The 20,449-nt window shown below is 70.7% G+C and carries 17 protein-coding genes and 1 pseudogene; 12 read left to right on the top strand and 6 right to left on the bottom strand.

The window, feature by feature from the left end; genetic code table 11:
- Positions 1 to 70: 70 nt before the first annotated feature.
- The 5 genes from rsmA (at position 71) to BM536_RS14595 (ending at position 6,844) form a co-directional block, all read left to right on the top strand.
- A complete protein-coding gene (gene rsmA / locus BM536_RS14615; RefSeq protein WP_245873498.1) occupies positions 71 to 1,027 on the top strand; it encodes a 16S rRNA (adenine(1518)-N(6)/adenine(1519)-N(6))-dimethyltransferase RsmA in 957 nt (318 codons plus the stop codon).
- A complete protein-coding gene (locus BM536_RS14610) occupies positions 1,024 to 1,929 on the top strand; it encodes a 4-(cytidine 5'-diphospho)-2-C-methyl-D-erythritol kinase (RefSeq protein WP_094103010.1) in 906 nt (301 codons plus the stop codon). Before rsmA ends, BM536_RS14610 begins: the two co-directional genes overlap by 4 nt.
- Before the next feature lie 148 nt (positions 1,930 to 2,077).
- Complete coding sequence (locus BM536_RS14605; RefSeq protein ID WP_073499661.1) at positions 2,078 to 3,880, top strand: ABC-F family ATP-binding cassette domain-containing protein; 1,803 nt, start codon at positions 2,078 to 2,080, stop codon at positions 3,878 to 3,880.
- Between the two features lie 390 nt (positions 3,881 to 4,270).
- A complete protein-coding gene (locus BM536_RS14600; protein WP_094103127.1) occupies positions 4,271 to 6,073 on the top strand; it encodes an outer membrane protein assembly factor BamB family protein in 1,803 nt (600 codons plus the stop codon).
- 297 nt (positions 6,074 to 6,370) lie between these two features.
- Positions 6,371 to 6,844 carry a hypothetical protein gene (locus BM536_RS14595; RefSeq protein ID WP_425444632.1) on the top strand — a complete coding sequence of 158 codons (474 nt, stop codon included), beginning with the start codon at positions 6,371 to 6,373 and terminating at the stop codon, positions 6,842 to 6,844.
- 95 nt (positions 6,845 to 6,939) lie between these two features.
- On the opposite strand, the gene BM536_RS14590 is transcribed toward BM536_RS14595, so the two are convergent.
- Positions 6,940 to 7,305, bottom strand: coding sequence for a hypothetical protein (locus tag BM536_RS14590; RefSeq protein WP_073498140.1), 366 nt, complete (start codon positions 7,303 to 7,305; stop codon positions 6,940 to 6,942).
- A 27-nt stretch (positions 7,306 to 7,332) separates the two neighbouring features.
- On the bottom strand, positions 7,333 to 9,012 hold the full coding sequence (locus BM536_RS14585; RefSeq protein WP_073498138.1) for a sodium:solute symporter family protein: 1,680 nt from the start codon (positions 9,010 to 9,012) through the stop codon (positions 7,333 to 7,335).
- 172 nt (positions 9,013 to 9,184) lie between these two features.
- Here BM536_RS14585 and galT point away from each other — a divergent pair, with 172 nt between their 5' ends.
- From galT to galK, 3 genes are read left to right on the top strand one after another with little or no spacing between them, the layout of a single operon-like run.
- On the top strand, positions 9,185 to 10,243 hold the full coding sequence (gene galT, locus BM536_RS14580; protein WP_073498136.1) for a galactose-1-phosphate uridylyltransferase: 1,059 nt from the start codon (positions 9,185 to 9,187) through the stop codon (positions 10,241 to 10,243).
- Positions 10,243 to 11,211, top strand: coding sequence for a UDP-glucose 4-epimerase GalE (galE, locus tag BM536_RS14575; protein ID WP_073498134.1), 969 nt, complete (start codon positions 10,243 to 10,245; stop codon positions 11,209 to 11,211). Before galT ends, galE begins: the two co-directional genes overlap by 1 nt.
- The gene (gene galK, locus BM536_RS14570) at positions 11,212 to 12,369 is read left to right on the top strand and encodes a galactokinase (protein WP_073498132.1); all 1,158 of its coding nucleotides are present in this window, start codon (positions 11,212 to 11,214) and stop codon (positions 12,367 to 12,369) included.
- Between the two features lie 93 nt (positions 12,370 to 12,462).
- On the opposite strand, the gene BM536_RS14565 is transcribed toward galK, so the two are convergent.
- Positions 12,463 to 12,918 (bottom strand): GNAT family N-acetyltransferase, encoded by a 456-nt coding sequence (locus BM536_RS14565; RefSeq protein ID WP_211362877.1) that lies wholly within the window; start codon positions 12,916 to 12,918, stop codon positions 12,463 to 12,465.
- A 260-nt stretch (positions 12,919 to 13,178) separates the two neighbouring features.
- On the opposite strand from BM536_RS14565, the gene BM536_RS14560 reads away from it, so the two are divergent.
- On the top strand, positions 13,179 to 13,946 hold the full coding sequence (locus BM536_RS14560) for a LuxR C-terminal-related transcriptional regulator (protein ID WP_094103009.1): 768 nt from the start codon (positions 13,179 to 13,181) through the stop codon (positions 13,944 to 13,946).
- On the opposite strand, the gene BM536_RS14555 is transcribed toward BM536_RS14560, so the two are convergent.
- Positions 13,905 to 14,402 (bottom strand): MarR family winged helix-turn-helix transcriptional regulator, encoded by a 498-nt coding sequence (locus BM536_RS14555; RefSeq protein ID WP_073498128.1) that lies wholly within the window; start codon positions 14,400 to 14,402, stop codon positions 13,905 to 13,907. The two genes, BM536_RS14560 and BM536_RS14555, sit on opposite strands and share 42 nt — an antisense overlap.
- Before the next feature lie 149 nt (positions 14,403 to 14,551).
- Between BM536_RS14555 and BM536_RS14550 the strand changes: the two genes are divergently transcribed.
- Together BM536_RS14550 and BM536_RS14545 are read left to right on the top strand one after the other, a co-directional pair.
- On the top strand, positions 14,552 to 15,346 hold the full coding sequence (locus BM536_RS14550) for a trans-aconitate 2-methyltransferase (RefSeq protein ID WP_073498126.1): 795 nt from the start codon (positions 14,552 to 14,554) through the stop codon (positions 15,344 to 15,346).
- 107 nt (positions 15,347 to 15,453) lie between these two features.
- Positions 15,454 to 15,627 carry a CsbD family protein gene (locus tag BM536_RS14545; RefSeq protein WP_073498124.1) on the top strand — a complete coding sequence of 58 codons (174 nt, stop codon included), beginning with the start codon at positions 15,454 to 15,456 and terminating at the stop codon, positions 15,625 to 15,627.
- Positions 15,628 to 15,692: 65 nt separating this feature from the next.
- Here BM536_RS14545 and BM536_RS14540 read toward each other — a convergent pair whose 3' ends face one another.
- Positions 15,693 to 16,370, bottom strand: coding sequence for a TetR/AcrR family transcriptional regulator (locus BM536_RS14540; RefSeq protein ID WP_073498122.1), 678 nt, complete (start codon positions 16,368 to 16,370; stop codon positions 15,693 to 15,695).
- Positions 16,367 to 17,377, bottom strand: a complete 1,011-nt coding sequence (locus tag BM536_RS14535) for an acyl-CoA desaturase (RefSeq protein WP_073498121.1) — start codon at positions 17,375 to 17,377, stop codon at positions 16,367 to 16,369. Before BM536_RS14535 ends, BM536_RS14540 begins: the two co-directional genes overlap by 4 nt.
- Before the next feature lie 288 nt (positions 17,378 to 17,665).
- Here BM536_RS14535 and ppc point away from each other — a divergent pair.
- Positions 17,666 to 20,393 (top strand): annotated as a pseudogene (gene ppc / locus BM536_RS14530) (phosphoenolpyruvate carboxylase).
- Positions 20,394 to 20,449: the final 56 nt, after the last annotated feature.

Here is a 20,449-nt window from a genome sequence, read left to right as displayed (position 1 = left end):
CCCCGGCGCCCGCCCCCACCCACGCCGCCCTGGGCATTCGTGGCCACGGCACCCCCGTACCCTTGTCACCGTGACGAGCCCCACCCCCGACGCCCTCCTGGGCCCCGCCGACATCCGTGAACTCGCGGCAGCCCTCGGCGTGCGCCCCACCAAACAGCGCGGCCAGAACTTCGTGATCGACGCGAACACGGTCCGCCGTATCGTCCGCACCGCGCAGGTGCACCCCGAGGACGTGGTCGTCGAGGTGGGCCCGGGCCTCGGCTCCCTCACACTCGCGCTGCTGGAGGTCGCCGACCGCGTCACGGCCGTCGAGATCGACGACGTACTCGCGAGCGCCCTCCCCGCGACGATCACCGCCCGTATGCCGCAGCGAGCGGACCGCTTCGCGCTGGTGCACTCCGACGCCATGCAGGTGACCGAGCTGCCGGGCCCCGCCCCCACCGCCCTGGTGGCGAACCTGCCGTACAACGTCGCCGTGCCCGTGCTCCTGCACATGCTGGGCACCTTCCCGACCATCGAGCGCTCCCTCGTGATGGTCCAGTCGGAGGTCGCCGACCGCCTCGCCGCCGCTCCCGGCTCGAAGGTGTACGGCGTGCCGTCCGTGAAGGCCAACTGGTACGCCGAGGTCAAGCGCGCCGGCGCGATCGGCCGCAACGTCTTCTGGCCCGCCCCGAACGTCGACAGCGGCCTCGTCTCCCTCGTCCGCAGGGCCGAGCCGGTGAAGACGAGCGCCTCCCGGCGCGAGGTCTTCGCCGTCGTCGACGCGGCGTTCGCCCAGCGGCGCAAGACGCTGCGGGCGGCGCTCGCCGGGTGGGCCGGTTCCGCGGCGGCGGCCGAGGCCGCGCTGGTGGCCGCCGGTGTCTCCCCGCAGGCCCGCGGAGAGGCCCTGACCGTCGAGGAGTTCGCGCGGATCGCCGAGAACAAGCAGCACGACCCCGCGAACGAGCAGCACGACTCGGCGCGGCAGTCGCAGGACTCCGCGCGGCAGTCGCAGGACCCCGAGCACCAGGAGAAGGACTCCGAGTGAGCGTCGTCACCGTCCGCGTGCCCGCCAAGGTCAACGTCCAGCTCGCCGTCGGTGCCGCCCGCCCGGACGGTTTCCACGACCTGGCGAACGTCTTCCTGGCGGTCGGCCTCCACGACGAGGTGACGGTCACCCCGGCCGACGCCCTGCGCGTGACCTGCGAGGGCCCGGAGGCCGCCCAGGTCCCCCTGGACCGCGGCAACCTGGCCGCGCGCGCGGCGATCGCGCTGGCCGAGCGCTACGGCCGTACCCCGGACGTGCATCTGCACATCGCCAAGGACATCCCGGTCGCGGGCGGCATGGCGGGCGGCAGCGCGGACGGCGCGGGTGCCCTCCTGGCCTGTGACGCGCTCTGGGGCATCGGCGCCTCCCGCGAGGAACTGCTGGAGATCTGCGCCGAGTTGGGCAGCGACGTACCGTTCAGCCTGGTCGGCGGCGCCGCTCTCGGTGTCGGGCGGGGCGAGCGGTTGACCGAGCTGGAGGTCGGCGGGATCTTCCACTGGGTGTTCGCGATGGCCGGGCGCGGCCTGTCGACCCCGGCCGTGTTCCGGGAGTTCGACCGCCTCGCCGAGGGACTCGACATCCCCGAGCCGGTCGCCTCGCGGGAACTCCTCGACGCCCTCGCCAAGGGTGACCCCGACGCCCTCGCGGCCGCCGTCTCCAACGACCTCCAGCCCGCCGCCCTCTCCCTCTTCCCCGAACTCGCCGACACCCTCGCCGCGGGGGAGACGGCCGGCGCGCTCACGGGCCTCGTCTCGGGCTCGGGCCCCACCACCGCGTTCCTGGCGCGCGACGCCGCCGCCGCGGAGAGGATCGCGGAGGCGCTGCGGGCGTCGGGCACGTGCAGGAGCGTGCGCACGGCGTCCGGCCCCGCCCCGGGCGCCACGGTCGTCAGCGCGTCCTGAGGGTCCACGCGTCCTGAGGGTCCACGCGTCCGATCCGCGGTCTGCTCGACGAAGGTCCACGCGGCGGTCCGCTGACCTGCGGGGGGATCGGCGGGCCGACAGCGCGCATTAGGCTGGGAGGCTGACCGATCCCCCTGGCAGGAGAAAAATGGCCGTCAACCTGGTCAATGTCGAGAACGTCAGCAAGGTGTACGGAACCCGTGCGCTGCTGGACGGCATCTCGCTCGGCGTGTCCGAAGGGGACAGGATCGGTGTCGTCGGTCGCAACGGCGACGGCAAGACCACCCTGATCCGCATGCTCGCCAAGCTGGAGGAGGCGGACACCGGCAGGGTCACGCACTCCGGCGGGCTGCGCATGGGCGTGCTCACGCAGCACGACTCCCTGGACCCCGCCGCCACCGTCCGCCACGAGGTCATCCGCGACCTGGCCGACCACGAGTGGGCCGGCAACTCCAAGATCCGCGACGTCCTGACGGGACTGTTCGGCGGGCTCGACCTGCCCGGCTTCCCGCAGGGCCTGGACACCGTCATCGGACCGCTGTCCGGCGGCGAGCGGCGCCGTATCGCGCTGGCGAAGCTGCTGATCGACGAGCAGGACCTGATCGTCCTCGACGAGCCGACCAACCACCTCGACGTCGAGGGCATCGCCTGGCTCGCCAGGCACCTGCGCGAGCGCCGCTCCGCGCTCGTCTGCGTCACCCACGACCGCTGGTTCCTGGACCAGGTCTGCACCCGCATGTGGGACGTGCAGCGCGGCGCCGTCCACGAGTACGAGGGCGGCTACTCCGACTACGTCTTCGCCCGCGCGGAGCGGGAGCGGATCGCCGCGACCGAGGAGGTCAAGCGGCAGAACCTGGTCCGCAAGGAGCTGGCCTGGCTGCGCCGCGGGGCGCCCGCGCGGACGTCCAAGCCGCGCTTCCGGGTCGAGGCCGCCAACGAGCTGATCGCGGACGTACCGCCGCCACGGGACAGCAGCGAGCTGATGAAGTTCGCGTCGTCGCGGCTCGGCAAGACCGTATTCGACCTGGAGGACGTGACCGTCCAGGCGGGCCCCAAGGTGCTGCTCAAGCACGTCACCTGGCAGCTCGGCCCCGGCGACCGCATCGGCCTGGTCGGCGTCAACGGCGCCGGGAAGACCTCGCTGCTGCGCGCCATGGCCGACGCCGCCCGCACCCAGGGCGAGGCCCAGCCGGCCGGCGGGAAGGTCGCCGTCGGCCGGACCGTCAAGCTCGCCTACCTCTCCCAGGAGGTCTCCGAACTCGACCCGAACCTGCGCGTCCTGGAGGCCGTTCAGCAGGTGCGGGAGCGCGTCGACCTCGGCAAGGGCCGCGAGATGACCGCCGGGCAGCTGTGCGAGACGTTCGGCTTCAGCAAGGAGAAGCAGTGGACGCCGGTCGGGGACCTGTCCGGCGGTGAGCGCCGTCGCCTCCAGATCCTGCGGCTGCTGATGGACGAGCCCAACGTCCTCTTCCTCGACGAGCCCACCAACGACCTCGACATCGAGACCCTCACCCAGCTCGAGGACCTCCTCGACGGCTGGCCCGGCTCGATGATCGTGATCTCCCACGACCGCTTCTTCGTCGAGCGGACCACGGACCGCGTCTTCGCCCTCCTCGGCGACTCCGCCCTGCGGATGCTGCCGCGCGGCATCGACGAGTACCTGGAGCGCCGACTCCGCATGGAGGAGGCCGCGGCCGCCGCGGTGCCCGTCGCGCAGAAGGCGGTGCCCGAGAAGAGCGCCGCCGACCAGCGCGCCGCCAAGAAGGAACTCCAGAAGATCGAGCGCCAGTTGGACCGGGTCTCCGAGAAGGAGACCAAGCTGCACGCGCAGATCGCGGACAACGCCACCGACTTCGAGAAGGTCGCCAAACTCGACGCCGAACTGCGCGGGTTGGCCGGGGAGCGCGAGGAACTCGAGATGCGCTGGCTGGAGTTGGCCGAGGACGCGTGAACCGGCGTGCGTGACCGACGTGGTGAACGGTGTGCGTGGTCGGCGTGGTGAACGGTGTGCGTGACCGACGTGGTGAACGGTATGCGTGACCCACGTGCGTGACCGAAACACGCGCTCCGGCGAGGCGGGGGTCTCACGAGCGTGCCGCACGCTCGGTGAACAGCTCCCCGCGCGCGGTGACGGCGCGTGCGCCGCGTGAAGGGGGCGTGAAGGCGCGTAACGGCGCCATCACGGGCCGGTCCTCCCTTGGGAACAGGGGCGGACGCGGGCCCCTTCGCTGTCGGTCCCGGGTGATAGAAAGAGCCGTCTGAGAACTTTCTGAGCACGAGTCCGGGACCGTCACGAGCCTCAGGGCGTGGCTAAAAATCAGTGAGCGAGGGGGAGACGCTGATGACTCAGCCGCCCAACCAACAGCCGCCGCAGGGTGGTTTCGGCGCACCGCAGGACCAGCCGCCGCAGCCGCCGCCAGGTGGTGGCTTCGGCGCACCGCAGACGCCGCCGCAGCCGCCGCAGGGCCCGCCCGCCCCGCCGCCGCAGGCTCCGCAGCCCGGTTACGGCTACCCGCAACAGCCGCCGCAGCCGGGGCCGTACGCCCAGCCGAGCGGCCCCTACGGCACTCCGGGCGCGCCGGGACCGTACGGAGCGCCGCCGCAGCCGGGGCCGTACGGCCAGCCGGCCGGTCCCTACGGGCAGCAGCCCGGATACGGCTTCCCGCCGCCCCAGTTCCCCGGTGCCCCCGGCACCCCGGGGCCCGGCTCCCGCAACCCCTTCAAGGGGAAGCCCGCGCTGGCCGTCGGCGCCGCGGTGGCGGCGCTGCTGGTGATCGGCGGGACGGTGTTCGCGGTCACGAGCGGTGACGACGGCGGCGGCAAGAAGGAGCCCGTCGCCGGACCGAGCGACGACGGCAAGCCGTCGGCGAGCGACAGTCCCGTCAACCCCGGTGACGGCGAAGGCGACGGCGGCGAGGACCCCGAGGACTTCAACGCCGACCGCAAGAGCGGCGAGGCCAAGGTGCTCTGGTACAAGGAGGCGCCCGACGCGCCCGCCTCCGGCGCCGACGCCCCCGGCATGTGGATAACCTCCAAGACCGCGGTGAAGGCCGCGTACAAGGAGGTCGTGGGGTACAACGTCGGCGACGGCAAGCCCGCCTGGGACACCATCGCCCTGCCGCAGAAGGTCTGCGCGGTCACCCCGCAGAAGACGGCCACCGACAAGGTCGTCGTGGCGTACATGAACGGCAGCAGCGACCGCGCCAAGTGCAACCAGCTCCAGCAGATCGACCTCAACACCGGCGCCAAGGGCTGGACGGGGACGGTCGCCGACGGCGCGCTGTTCGACAGCGCCATCACCGTCGAACTGTCCGTCACCGGCAACACCCTGATGGTGGGCCGCTCGCAGTCGGGCACGGCGTACGACGTGAACACCGGCAAGCAGCTGTGGGAGAAGAAGAAGTACGGCGACGCCTGCTTCCCGACCGCCTTCGCGGGCGGCGCCAAGCTGATCTCCGTGGCCTCCTGCGACGCGACCGGCGCCAACGAGCACGACGAGGTGCAGGAGTTGGACCCGGCGACCGGCAAGGTCAGGTGGACCCAGAAGTTCGACAAGGGCTGGACGGTCGCCCGCGCGTACTCCATGGACCCGCTGGTCATCTACAGCACCAACAAGGACAAGAACGCCTGGAACATCTCGACCCTCAAGCCGGACGGCACGTTCCGTTCGCAGGTCGGCGTCGACGAGGACTTCGCCCCCGAGTGCGGCTGGGCCATCCTCCAGCGCAACCTGACCGGCTGCGAGGGCACGGCGGCCGACGCCAACACCCTCTACCTGCCCACCGAGGCCACCACCGGAGCCAACGAGATCGTCGCGATCGACCTCGCCACCGGCAAGGAGAAGTGGCGCGTGAAGTCCCCGGTGGACGAGTCGATGCTGCCGGTGAGCGTCGAGGGCGGCAACCTCGTCGCCTACGTCGAGCCGTCGTACGACGCGGCCGGCCGGGTCGTGTCGATCCCGACCGCCGGTTCCACCCACACGCCCACGACGCTGCTCCAGATGCCGGAGAGCACGATCGACCTCGAGGACAGCTTCTTCTCCCGCGACCTCGCCTGGGCGGACAGCCGCTTCTACATCTCCACCACCCGGCTGGCGGGCAACGACGACACGAAGGAGAAGCTGATGCTCGCCTACGGCAAGTGAGGCGAGCGACTCCGGCCGGCGCGCGCGGCACCACCGCCGCCGCCCGGCCCTCCCACGTCTTTCCGGTCCCGCTTCTCCCGGTTCTGTTTCTCCCGGTTCTGTTTCTTCCGGTCCCGCTCTTCCGGTCCTGCTTTCCCCAGCGTTCTCCCGAGGTACCCACACCATGACCCAGCCGCCGCCCCCGCCGCCGAACCAGCCGCCCCAGGGCACACGCAGAACAGTGCGACGGCCCGGTGGGCGGCCGAGCCCATCCACCTCGGGGTGCGGGGGTGCCCGTCGCTGACGGTGCGGCCGTTCGTGCTCGGCCCGGACAACGTTCCCGTGATCGCGAAGGCATCGGAGGCCGAACAGGACCCGGCCCTCGCGGTGCTTTCGGCGATGACACACGGCCGGGGGCCACACGTCGCGGGCATACTGGAATCGCTGGTGGCCGCCCTGAAAACGCTCGACGCGGACACCGCCGCGGTCTTCGTGCAGTTCGTCGACTCCTGCCTGGCGGATCCCCAGGCACAGCAGATGTGGAGGGACCTGATGACGGCGATGCAGTACTTCTGGCGGCACCCGTTGGCGGAGCAGGTGCGCGAGGAGGGGCGTCTTGAGACGCGCGCCGAGATGACCCTGAACATCCTTGAATGGCGGGGTGTCCCTGTCTCCGACGCGGTTCGGCACCGGGTGGAGACATGCACCGACGAGGATCTGCTCAGGCTCTGGGCGCGACGGGCCATGGACGTGAGTGACGCGGAGCGGTTGTTCGATGCCGACGACTCCTGACGCCTCTGCCGACACGCGTGCGGGTGAGCCACCTTGACCCGTGCCCAGTATGCGGACGGGGCCGGACCCCGGCCCCGTCCGCGCAAGGACCCCGCTCAGTCCTTCGGCTCCAGCGCCTCCGGCGGCAGCTGCGCCGGCGGGACCGACGGGCGCAGTTTCATCCAGACCAGGAAGAAGACGCCCAGGGCCAGCATGCCCAGGCCCGTCCACAGGTTGATGTTGATGCCCTGGGCCTTGGCGATCTCCGCGTCGCTGTCGGTGAGGCCCGCGATGGTGACGATGACGCCGTAGACGACGAACAGGCCGCCGATGATGCGGCGCAGGTCGAAGATGCGGGCGGCGGTCGCCGACTTCTCCTCCAGCTCGGAGACCTCACGCTGGACGTCGGCCTCGGAGTAGCCGGCCTTGCGCAGCCGCTCGGCCGCTTCCGCCCGCTCGGACGGTTCGAATTGCTCGGACATGGTCTTTCCATCCTCCCGCGGTCGGGCCTAGAACGAGAACGGGATGTAGCAGGCGGCGGCGAGGATGACCGCGCCCCAGCCCAGCAGCGCGGGTCGCCGGTACCAGGCGTCGTCGCCCTCGGCGGCCGGCTCGGCCTTGCCGGGCGAGACGGTGCCGTAGACCAGGCCCTGGAGTTCCTCGGCCGGCTTGGGGGCGGTGAACAGGGACACCACCACCATCACCACCGCGCCGGCGACGAAGCCCGCGATCGCGGAGACGAAGTTGGCGCCCTGGTCGGTGGGGATGCCGATGATGTCCTGCTTGTAGAGGACGAAGTAGTTGACCATCGCGGCCGTGGTGCCCGCGAGCAGTCCCCAGAAGCCGGACTTCATCGACGCCCGCTTCCAGAACATGCCGACGATGAAGACGACGAACATCGGCACGTTGAAGAAGGAGAACAGCGTCTGGAGGTAGCTCATGATGTTGGAGAACGACGAGGCGAGGAACGCCGTCCCGATCGACGCGATCACGCCGATCGCCGTGATCAGGCGGCCGAAGCGGACGTAGTAGGCGTCCTCGCGGCCCCTCACCACGTACTTCGCCCAGATGTCGCTGGTGAACACCGTGTTGAAGGACGACACGTTCGCCGCCATGCCCGCCATGAACGCGGCCAGCAGACCGGTCACCGCGATGCCCAGCACGCCGTTGGGCAGCAGCTGTTCCATCAGGTACGGGATCGCGTCGTTGTACTGGAGGTCGGAGTCCGCCGTGCCGATCTTCGGGACCAGGACCGCCGCCACCAGACCCGGGATCATCACCAGGAAGACGATGAAGATCTTCGGGAACGCGGCGATCAGCGGGGTGCGCTGGGCCGCCGAGAGGTTCTTCGCGGACAGGGCGCGCTGCACCTCGGCGAAGTTCGTCGTCCAGTAGCCGAAGGAGAGCACGAAGCCGAGGCCCAGGACGATGGTCAGCCAGTTCGCGCCCAGCGGGTTGTCACTGCCGATGCCGGTGCCGCCCCAGGCGCTGACGAAGTTGTCGCCCTTGGCCGCCGTCAGCGAGTCCGTCAGACCGCCCCAGCCGCCGACCTTCTTCAGGCCCAGCACCGTCAGCGGGATCAGGGCCGCCAGGATCACGAAGAACTGGAGCACCTCGTTGTAGATCGCCGACGACAGACCGCCCAGCGTGATGTACGCCAGGACGAAGAAGCCGGCGACCACGATCGCCAGCCACTGCGGCCAGCCCAGCAGCGCCTCGACGACGATCGCGAGGGCGTACAGGTTCACGCCCGAGATCAGGATGGCGGCGAAGGCGAACAGGGCCGAGCTGAGCAGGTGCGCGCCCTTGTCGAAGCGCAGCAGCAGGAACTCGGGGACCGAGCGGACCTTGGAGCCGTAGTAGAAGGGCATCATCACCAGGCCGAGGAAGACCATGGCCGGGATGGCGCCGATCCAGTACCAGTGGACGGTGTACGCGCCGTACTGCGCGCTGTTGGCGGCCATGCCGAGGATCTCCGTGGCCGCCAGGTTCGCCGAGACGAACGCGAGGCCGGTGATCCAGGCGGGCAGGGAGCGGCCCGAGAGGAAGAAGTCGAGGCTGGTCTTCACCGAGCGGCGCGCGGCGAAGCCGATGCCGAGGACGACCACGAAGTAGATCGCCATGATCGTGTAGTCGAGCCAGTTGGTCGGAAGGCGTAGCTCAGCCGCGAGATACGTGGGGGTTCGCATGCACTGCTCACTTCGCTTGGTGGTCTTTGTTTGGTTGTGGTGGTGACTCTCGTGGAGGTTTGTGGTTCGATGTGTTTAGTTCTGTTGGAAGCTTGTTCTGCTCGGTGAGAAGCGAGCCTCGCTCGACGCGAAGCCTGACGTGCTTCGCTCGGTGTACGGATGGAGAGCCGCGGTGAAGAAGACCTCGACCCGCCTGGCCGACGGTCGTGAGCTCATCTACTACGACCTGCGGGACGACGCGGTGCGCGACGCGGTGGACCGGCGTCCGCTGGAACCCACGGTCACCACTTCGGAGGTACGCAGGGATCCGCTCCTCGGCGACTCGGTGGCGATCGCCTCGCACCGGCAGGGGCGCACCTATCACCCGCCGGCCGACGAGTGCCCCCTGTGCCCCTCGCGGGGCGACCGGCTGAGCGAGATCCCGGACTCGTCGTACGACGCGGTCGTCTTCGAGAACCGTTTCCCCTCGCTGGCCGGCGACTCCGGTCGGTGCGAGGTGGTCTGCTTCACCTCGGACCACAACGCGTCCTTCGCCGACCTCACCGAGGAGCAGGCGCGACTGGTCCTGGACGCGTGGACGGACCGGACGTCCGAGCTGTCGCATCTGCCCTCCGTGGAACAGGTGTTCTGCTTCGAGAACCGCGGTGCCGAGATCGGTGTGACCCTGGGTCACCCGCACGGGCAGATCTACGCCTACCCGTTCACCACGCCCCGCACCGCCCTGATGCTGCGCCAGGTGGCCGCCCACAAGGAGGCCACCGGCGGGGAGAACCTCTTCGACGCCGTCCTGGAGCGTGAACTCGGCGGTGAGCGCGTAGTCCTGGAGGGTGAACACTGGGTCGCCTTCGTGCCGTACGCCGCGCACTGGCCGTACGAGGTGCACCTGTACCCCAAGCGCCGGGTTCCCGACCTGCTCGGCCTCGACGAGGACGCGCGCACAGAGTTCCCCCAGGTCTATCTGGAACTCTTGAGGCGCTTCGACCGGATCTTCGGGGATGACCAGCCGCTCACGCCGTACATCTCGGACTGGCACCAGGCGCCGTTCGGCGCGCTGGAGGAGTTCGAGGGCGTCAACCGCGACGACTTCGCGCTGCACCTCGAGCTTTTCACCATCCGCCGTACGTCCGGCAAGCTGAAGTTCCTCGCGGGTTCCGAATCCGGCATGAACGTGTTCATCAACGACGTGCCGCCGGAGCACGCGGCGAAGCGACTGCGAGAGGTAGCGAGTTGATGAGCGGCAAGTACTTGGTCACCGGCGGGGCGGGATACGTCGGCAGCGTGGTCGCCCAGCATCTGCTGGAAGCGGGACACGAGGTCGTCGTCCTCGACAACCTGTCCACCGGCTTCCGCGAGGGCGTCCCGGCGGGCGCCACCTTCGTCGAGGGCGACATCCGCGACGCCGGGAAGTGGCTGGACGCCTCCTTCGACGCGGTCCTCCACTTCGCCGCGTTCTCGCAGGTCGGCGAGTCCGTGGTGAAGCCCGAGAAGTACTGGGAGAACAACGTCGGCGGCACCATGGCCCTCCTCGGCGCCATGCGCGAGGCGGGCGTGCGCAGGCTCGTCTTCTCCTCCACCGCCGCGACCTACGGCGAGCCGGTCAGCACCCCCATCACCGAGACCGACCCGACCGCGCCGACCTCCCCCTACGGCGCGTCCAAGCTCGCCGTCGACCACATGATCACCGGCGAGGCCACCGCCCACGGGCTCGGCGCGGTGTCCCTGCGCTACTTCAACGTGGCCGGCGCCTACGGCGCGCAGGGCGAGCGGCACGAGCCCGAGTCGCACCTCATCCCCCTCGTGCTCCAGGTCGCGCAGGGCCGCCGGGACGCGATCTCGGTCTTCGGCGACGACTACCCGACGCCGGACGGCACCTGCATCCGCGACTACATCCACGTCGCAGACCTGGCCGAGGCCCACCTCCTCGCCGTCGAGGCCGCCACCCCCGGCGAGCACCTCATCTGCAACCTCGGCAACGGCAACGGCTTCTCCGTCCGCGAGGTCGTCGAGACCGTCCGCAAGGTCACCGGACACCCGATCCCCGAGGTCATGGCCCCGCGCCGCGGCGGCGACCCCGCGGTCCTGGTCGCCTCGGCGGCCACCGCCCGCGAGCGGCTCGGCTGGAACCCGTCCCGCGCGGACCTCGCGGGTATCGTCGCCGACGCGTGGGAGTTCACGCAGAAGATCGCAAAGGAGCGGTAAGTGGGGGCAGAGCAGCAGGTCAGGGCCGGCTTCGTCGAGCTGTACGGGGCCGAGCCCGAGGGTGTCTGGGCGGCGCCCGGCCGCGTCAACCTCATCGGTGAGCACACCGACTACAACGACGGCTTCGTGATGCCCTTCGCGCTGCCGCACACCGCGACCGCCGCGGTCTCCCGCCGCACGGACGGCCGTCTGCGCCTGCACTCGGCGGATGTCGAGGACGGCGTCGCCGAGCTGCGGCTGGACGACCTCGCCCCCGAGTCGGACCGCGCCTGGACGGCGTACCCGGCCGGCGTGGTCTGGGCGCTCCGCGAGGCCGGGCACCCGGTCACCGGCGCCGACATCCACCTCACCTCGACGGTCCCGTCGGGCGCGGGCCTGTCCTCGTCGGCGGCCCTGGAGGTCGTCGTCGCACTGGCCCTGGGCGATCTGTTCGAGCTGGGCCTCCAGCGCTGGCAGCTCGCCCGCCTGTGCCAGCGCGCCGAGAACGTCTACGTCGGCGCCCCCACCGGGATCATGGACCAGACCGCGTCCGCCTGCTGCGAGGCCGGCCACGCCCTGTTCCTCGACACCCGCGACCTCTCGCAGAAGCAGATCCCCTTCGACCTCGCCGCCGAAGGCATGCGCCTGCTCGTCGTCGACACCCAGGTCAAGCACGCCCACAGCGACGGCGAGTACGGCAAGCGCCGCGCGGGCTGCGAGAAGGGTGCCGCCCTGCTGGGCGTCGACGCCCTGCGCGACATCCCCTACGCCGACCTGGACGCGGCGCTGGAGCGGCTCGGCGACGAGGAAGAGGTCCGCCGGCTCGTCCGTCACGTCGTGACGGAGGACCAGCGGGTGGAACGGGTGGTGTCCCTGCTGAAGTCCGGCGAGACCCGCGCGATCGGCCCGGTCCTGGTCGAGGGCCACGCCTCGCTCCGCGACGACTTCCGCATCTCCTGCCCCGAACTGGACCTCGTCGTCGACACCGCCCTCGCCGGCGGCGCCCTCGGCGCCCGCATGACGGGCGGCGGCTTCGGCGGCTCGGCGATCGTCCTCACGGAAGCGGCCGACGTCGACACCATCACCAAGGCGGTCGAAGAGGCCTTCGCGGCGGCGGGCTTCACCGCCCCGCGAGTCTTCGAAGCGGTCCCGTCGGCAGGCGCCCGCCGACTCGGCTGAACCGGTCGGACGGCGCCGTCAGCCCCGCACCCCCGTGCGGGGCTGACGGCTTCGTGGGGAGAGCGCCCCGGACGCGGACGGCTTCGAGGCCGCTCACCCCAGCCGTTTCGTCAGCGTGTATTCCGTGATGCCCGGCGGGTAGTCCTCGATCACGCACACCACCTCGTAGCCCTGCCGGCGGTAGAAGTGCGGGGCCTGGAAGTCCCAGGTCTCCACGCGGGAGCGGCGGCAGCCGCGTTCGTCGCGGGCCAGGCGTTCCGCCTTCGCGAGCAGGCGGGTGCCCAGGCCGGTGCCGCGGTGGCGTTCGTCGACCCACAGATAGGTGACGTGCAGCCAGGTCGTCCAGGTGTGGCCGACCAGGCCGCCGGCCAGCGCGCCGGTGTCGTCCGACGCCCACACGTGCAGCGGCGCCTCGCGTTCGGCGGGCGTGCCGCGCAGCGCGCGCAGGACGGGCGAGGCCGCCGTGTTCGTGTCGCGCAGCCGGGAGCGGAGCAGATCGCGCCGGGATCTGTCGACTTCTGCCTCAAGACGAAACATGCGGCACACCATAGACGCGCGGGACGGCCAGTTCTGTCATTCGCCTTCCGCTCCTCGCGCACAGCCCTACGCTGTTCAACAGCACCGGTGGGGGCCGGTGCTGATCAGGGGGCGAGACAGCCGGGTACGACGCCCGTGGTGGGGGTAGCACTCTCTGCACGGCGGCGGCCGTGCGGTCGAACACCCCTTCCGGGCGTCGTGCCCGCGCCGGTCGTCGTTCTCCGCGCCTGGGGATCCCCTGCTCCGTGAAGGAGCCTGGGGAAGGGGGTTTCGTGGTCCGTATCCGAGTTCTGGTCGTCGACGACCACCGTATCTTCGCCGAGTCGCTCGCCGCCGCCCTGGCGGCCGAGCCCGACGTCGACGTCTCCGCGGCCGGCAGCGGCCCGGCCGCGCTGCGCAGCCTGGAGCGCGCCGCCGCCGAGGGACGCCGCTACGACGTCCTGCTCGTCGACGCCGACCTGGGCGGGAACCTGCCCGGCGTCCGGCCGGCCGTGCCCGTGCGGGAGGTGGGCGAGGACGGGCTCGTCGACGGGCTCTCCCTCGTCGCCGGCGTCCGCGTCAGCCAGCCGTACGTCCGGATCGTCGTCCTCGCCGAGAAGGACGACCCGCGCCGCGCGGCCCTCGCCCTCCAGGCCGGGGCGTCCGGCTGGGTGGCGAAGGACTGCTCGCTGTCCCGGCTGCTCACCGTCGTGCGCGGGGTGCTGCGGGAGGAGACGCATCTGCCGCCCGCCCTGCTCACGGGCGTGCTCAAGGAGCTGACCGCCGCGCGCAGGCACCGCACCGAGAGCGAGCGGCTCGTGGAGTCCCTCACGCCCAGGGAGCGCGAGGTGCTGCGCTGCATGGTCGCGGGGCTCGGGCGCAAGGCGGTCGCCGAGCGGCTGTTCCTGTCCCCGCACACCGTCCGCACCCACATGCAGAACGTCCTCGGCAAGCTGGGCGTGCACTCCACGCTCGCGGCGGTCGCGCTCGCCCGGCGGGCGGGCGTCGGACCGGCGGACCTAACCGGGGATGTTGTCGAACGGGGCGGTCAGCTGGCGTAGCAGTGCGGCCAGCTCGCCGCGCTGGGCGTGGGACAGCTCGGCGAGGATCGCCCGCTCCTGTTCCAGGAGACCGGCCAGTGCCTGGTCGGCGCGGTCCTTGCCGTCGTCCGTGAGCCGCACCAGTACCCCGCGCCGGTCGCTCGGATCGGGCAGCCGCTCCACCAGGTCCTTCTTCGCCAGCCGGTCGATACGGTTCGTCATCGTCCCCGACGTGACCAGCGTCTGCGTCAGCAACTGCCCCGGCGAGAGCTGATACGGCGGACCGGCGCGCCTGAGCGCCGTCAGCACGTCGAACTCCCAGGGCTCCAACTGGTGCTCGGAGAACGCCAGACGGCGTGCGCGGTCCAGGTGCCGGGCCAGCCTGCTCACCCGGCTGAGTACTTCCAGCGGCTCCACGTCGAGGTCCGGGCGCTCCCGGCGCCACGCTGCGACCAGTCGATCGACCTCGTCCTCCATGACGATCAGTGTAGTGGTTGTGTCGATGTGAAGTCTCTTGATGTCAAGTGTCTTGACGTCAAGTTAAACACCCTGGGACGGTGGTCCCACCCGGCACCGGACACCGCGCCCGCCGGACGACGAGGACTTCACCACGAGGAGGCCGCCCCATGCCCACGCCCACCTGGGACCCCGCCCAGTACCTGCGCCACGCCGGCCACCGCGCCCGCCCCTTCACCGACCTCCTCGCCCGCATCCCGGGCCTGCCCGGCGACCCGCCCCGCATCGCCGACCTCGGCTGCGGTCCCGGCAACGTCACCACCGTCCTCACCGACCGCTGGCCCACCGCCCGCGTCACCGGCTACGACAACTCCGACCGGATGCTCGCCGAAGCCCGGGCGCACGCCGGCCCGCGCCTCGACTTCGCCCACGCCGACCTCAGGACCTGGACGCCCACCGAGACGTACGACCTGATCGTCTCCAACGCCGCCCTCCACTGGGTCCCCGGCCACCTCGACTCCTTCCCCGCCTGGCTGGCCGGCCTCGCGCCCGGCGGCACCCTCGCCTTCCAGGTTCCCCACAACATCGACGCGCCCCTGCACGCCCTCATGCGCGAACTCGGCAACACGCCCCGCTGGAAGGGGCGCCTCGGCGCGGTCCTGCGCCCCGAGGACTCCGTCCACGCCCCCGAGGTCTACCTCGACCACCTCGCCCGCCTCGGCTGCGAGACCGACGTCTGGACGACGACGTACCACCACGTCCTGGCGGGCGAGGACCCCGTCCTCGACTGGGCCAAGGGCACCGGCCTGCGCCCCGTCCTGACCGTCCTCGCCGACGACCCCGAGGCCCGCGACACCTTCGTCACCGAATACCGCGACCTGCTCCGCGAGGCCTACCCGCCCCGCGCGTACGGCACGGTCCTCCCGTTCCGCCGCCTGTTCACGGTGGCCAGGAAGGGAGCCTGACGCCGACCGCGCTCGACCGCGACGTCCGGTTCGCTGTTTGAGCCGGGCCGTACGGGTCACCCGTAGTAGTGCGACAAGACGCCGTATCTCAATGGGAGTGGTGAATCGTGGCAGGCGAGCAGAAGTCCAAGGCGAAGATGGAGCAGGCCAAGGGCAAGGCCAAGGAAGCGGCCGGGCGGGCCGTGGGCAACGAACGCCTCGAGGCCGAGGGACGTGCCGAACAGGCCAAGGGCGACGCCCGCCAGTCCAAGGAGAAGGCGAAGGACGTCTTCAAGCACTGACTGCACTGAGCGCACCGCATGACGAGGGCCCCCGTCCCGTGGACGGGGGCCCTCGCGCGCGTACGTCAGCTCTTGCGGCGGCCTATCAGGTGGGGCTTGGCCTCCAGCCCGTCCAGGCCGTGCCACGCCAGGTTCACCAGATGTGCCGCGACCTCCGCCTTCTTCGGCCGCCGCACGTCCAGCCACCACTGCCCGGTCAGCGCGACCATCCCCACCAGCGCCTGCGCGTACAGCGGCGCCAGCTTCGGATCGAAGCCGCGGCTCTTGAACTCACGGCCCAGGATGTCCTCCACCTGGGTGGCGATGTCCGAGATGAGAGACGCGAAGGAACCCGTCGACTGCGGGATCGGGGAATCCCGCACCAGGATGCGGAAACCGTCCGTGTACTCCTCGATGTAGTCCAGGAGGGCGAACGCCGCCTGCTCGCACAGCTCGCGCGGGTGGCCGGCCGTGAGGGAGCTGGTCACCATGTCCAGCAGGCGCCGCATCTCACGGTCCACCACCACCGCGTACAGGCCCTCCTTGCCGCCGAAGTGCTCGTACACCATCGGCTTGGACACCCCGGCCTTCGCCGCGATCTCCTCCACCGAGGTGCCCTCGAACCCCTTCGCAGCGAAGAGGGTGCGACCGATCTCCAGCAGCTGCTGGCGACGCTCCGCACCGGTCATCCGGGTGCGACGCACTCGCCGCGGCTTCTCATTGCTCGGGGTACTGCTGGAGTCGGTCGCCACAGCGTCCATCATGCCGCGTCGGCGGTCACCTTCCGGTGCCGGGAGCCGTCCCCGCCCGTGTTCCGGCGCGAATCGATACGCGAGCGTGACGGCCAGCGCACGTCGTACGCCCAGCCCAGCATCTCGAACCAGCGGATGAACCGTGCCGAGGAGTCCAACTGGCCGCGCATCACGCCGTGCCGCGCCGACGTGGGGTCGGCATGGTGCAGGTTGTGCCAGGACTCACCGCAGGACAGAACCGCCAGCCACCACACGTTGCCGGACCGGTCCCGCGACTTGAACGGCCGCTTGCCCACCGCATGACAGATCGAGTTGATCGACCAGGTCACGTGGTGCAGCAACGCCACCCGCACCAGCGAACCCCAGAAGAACCCGGTGAACGCCCCCCACCAGGACATCGTCACCAGCCCGCCGATCAGAGCCGGCAGCGACAGTGAGAGCAGCGTCCAGAGCACGAACTGCCGGGAGATCGCCCGCAGCGCCGGGTCCTTGATCAGGTCCGGCGCGTACTTGTCCTGCGGCGTCTGCTCCTCGTCGAACATCCAGGCGATGTGCGCCCACCACAGGCCCTTCATCAGCGCCGGCAGCGTCTCACCGAAACGCCACGGCGAATGCGGGTCGCCCTCCGCGTCGGAGAACTTGTGGTGCTTGCGGTGATCCGCCACCCAGCGGACCAACGGGCCCTCCACCGCCATCGACCCCATGATCGCCAGCGCGATCCGCAGGGGCCGCTTCGCCTTGAAGGAACCATGCGTGAAGTACCGGTGGAAACCGATGGTGATGCCGTGGCACCCGAGGTAGTAGAAGAAGACCAGCAGGCCCAGGTCCAGCCAGCTCACACCCCAGCCCCAGGCCAGCGGCACCGCCGCCAGCAGGGCCAGGAAGGGCACGATGATGAAGAGCAGCAGCGTGATCTGCTCGATCGAACGCTTCTGCTCACCGCCCAGCGTGGCGGAGGCGGTGGGGGAGTCGTCGGGTGCCGGTGAGGGGCCTTCGATCACGTCGGAGCTTGAGGTCATGCGCGTCCCCTGTGGGGTCGTGGGTTGAGAGAGGTGCCAGGCCGGGAGACCGCACCACACTTCCTACGGTTCCGTAACCTACGGCTTCGTACGTATGGCGGCGCGGTACTCGGCGGCAAGAGCCCGCGAGTCTGCGCGTTCGCCCGGACACCTATCCTTGGAGACGGTCGGACAGCGCGGTCCGCTCTGTTTTCTTCCCGGATGCCAGACCCGTATGCGGCCCCGCCGCCAGGCCTGACTTCCGGGTTCCCTCCCGGACGAGCTTCAACACTGCAAGGAGCCGCACCTGTGAGCAGTGCCGACGACCAGACGACAACCAGCCCCGAGCTGCGCGCCGACATCCGCCGACTGGGTGACCTCCTCGGTGAGACCCTCGTCCGGCAGGAGGGCCCCGAGCTCCTCGACCTGGTCGAAAAGGTCCGCCGCCTCACGCGCGAGGACGGCGAGGCAGCCGCCGACCTGTTGCGCGGCACCGAACTGGAGACCGCGGCCAAGCTGGTCCGCGCCTTCTCCACGTACTTCCATCTCGCGAACGTCACCGAGCAGGTCCACCGCGGCCGCGAACTGCGCGCCAAGCGCGCCGCCGAGGGCGGCCTCCTCGCCCGCACCGCCGACCGCCTCAAGGACGCCGACCCGGACCACATCCGCGAGACGGTCCGCAACCTCAATGTTCGCCCCGTCTTCACGGCGCACCCCACCGAAGCCGCACGCCGGTCGGTCCTCAACAAGCTCCGGCGCATCGCCGCGCTCCTGGAGACCCCCGTCATCGAGGCCGACCGCCGCCGCTACGACACCCGGCTGGCCGAGAACATCGACCTCGTCTGGCAGACCGACGAACTCCGCGTCGTCCGCCCCGAGCCCGCCGACGAGGCCCGCAACGCCATCTACTACCTCGACGAACTCCACGCCGGAGCCGTCGGCGACGTCCTCGAGGACCTCACCGCCGAACTCGAACGCGTCGGCGTCACCGTCCCCGCCGAGACCCGCCCCCTCACCTTCGGCACCTGGATCGGCGCGACCGCGACGGCAACCCCAACGTCACCCCCCAGGTGACCTGGGACGTCCTCATCCTCCAGCACGAACACGGCATCAACGACGCCCTGGAGACGATCGACGAACTCCGCGGATTCCTCTCCAACTCCATCCGCTACACCGGAGCCACCGAGGAACTCCTCGCCTCCCTCCAGACCGACCTGGAACGTCTCCCCGAGATCAGCCCCCGCTACAAGCGCCTCAACGCCGAGGAGCCCTACCGGCTCAAGGCCACCTGCATCCGGCAGAAGCTGGAGAACACCAAGCAGCGCCTCGCCAAGGGCATCCCGCACGAGCCCGGCCGCGACTACCTCGGCACCAGCGAACTGATCGGCGACCTCACCCTCATCCAGACCTCCCTGCGCGAACACCGCGGCGGCCTCTTCGCCGACGGCCGCATGAACCGCACCATCCGGACCCTGGCCGCCTTCGGCCTCCAGCTCGCCACCATGGACGTCCGCGAACACGCCGACGCCCACCACCACGCCCTCGGCCAGCTGTTCGACCGCCTCGGTGAAGAGTCCTGGCGCTACTCCGACATGCCCCGCGAGTACCGCACCAAGCTCCTCGCCAAGGAACTGCGCTCCCGCCGCCCCCTCGCGCCCACCCCGGCACCCGTCGACGCCGCCGGCGAGAAGACCCTCGGCGTCTTCCTCACCGTCAAGCGCGCCCTGGAGGTCTTCGGACCCGAGGTCATCGAGTCGTACATCATCTCCATGTGCCAGGGCGCCGACGACGTCTTCGCCGCCGCCGTCCTCGCCCGCGAGGCCGGCCTCGTCGACCTCCACGCCGGCTGGGCGAAGATCGGCATCGTGCCCCTCCTGGAGACCACCGACGAGCTGAAGGCCGCCGACACCATCCTCGAGGACATGCTCTCCGACCCGTCGTACCGCCGTCTGGTGGCACTGCGCGGAGACGTCCAGGAGGTCATGCTCGGCTACTCCGACTCCTCCAAGTTCGGCGGCATCACCACCAGCCAGTGGGAGATCCACCGCGCCCAGCGCCGCCTGCGCGACGTGGCGCACCGCTACGGCGTCCGCCTGCGCCTCTTCCACGGCCGCGGCGGCACCGTGGGCCGCGGCGGCGGCCCCTCCCACGACGCGATCCTCGCCCAGCCCTGGGGCACCCTGGAAGGCGAGATCAAGGTCACCGAACAGGGCGAGGTCATCTCCGACAAGTACCTCATCCCGTCGCTGGCCCGCGAGAACCTGGAACTGACGGTCGCCGCCACCCTCCAGGCCTCCGTCCTGCACACCTCACCCCGCCAGTCCGACGAGGCCCTCGCCCGCTGGGACGCGGCCATGGACCTCGTCAGCGACGCCGCCCACGACGCCTACCGCAGGCTCGTCGAGGACCCCGACCTCCCGTCGTACTTCTTCGCCTCCACCCCCGTCGACCAGCTCGCCGACCTCCACCTCGGCTCCCGCCCCTCCCGGCGCCCCGACTCCGGCGCCGGCCTCGACGGACTCCGCGCCATCCCGTGGGTCTTCGGCTGGACCCAGTCCCGCCAGATCGTCCCCGCTGGTACGGCGTCGGCTCCGGCCTCAGGGCCCTGCGCGAGGCCGGCCTCGACAGCGTCCTCGACGAGATGCACGGCCAGTGGCACTTCTTCCGCAACTTCGTCTCCAACGTCGAGATGACCCTCGCCAAGACCGACCTGCGGATCGCCCAGCACTACGTCGACACCCTCGTCCCCGACGACCTGCGCCACGTGTTCGACACCATCAAGGCCGAACACGCCCTCACCGTCGCCGAGGTCCTCAAGATCACCGGCGAACGGGAACTGCTCGACGCCACCCCCGTCCTCAAGCAGACCTTCACCATCCGCGACGCCTACCTGGACCCCATCTCCTACCTCCAGGTCGCCCTCCTCAAGCGTCAGCGTGACGCCGTGGCCGCCGGCCAGGAACCCGACCCCCTCCTCGCCCGCGCCCTCCTCCTCACCGTCAACGGCGTGGCGGCGGGCCTGCGCAACACCGGCTGACCCGCACTCGCGCGAAGGGCGCCCCCGAGAACCGGGGGCGCCTCGCGCGTCGTACG

Origin of the sequence: Streptomyces phaeoluteigriseus, assembly GCF_001896135.2 — a bacterium.
GTDB lineage: Bacteria > Actinomycetota > Actinomycetes > Streptomycetales > Streptomycetaceae > Streptomyces > Streptomyces phaeoluteigriseus.
This window is presented reverse-complemented; position numbering and strand designations above follow the sequence as displayed.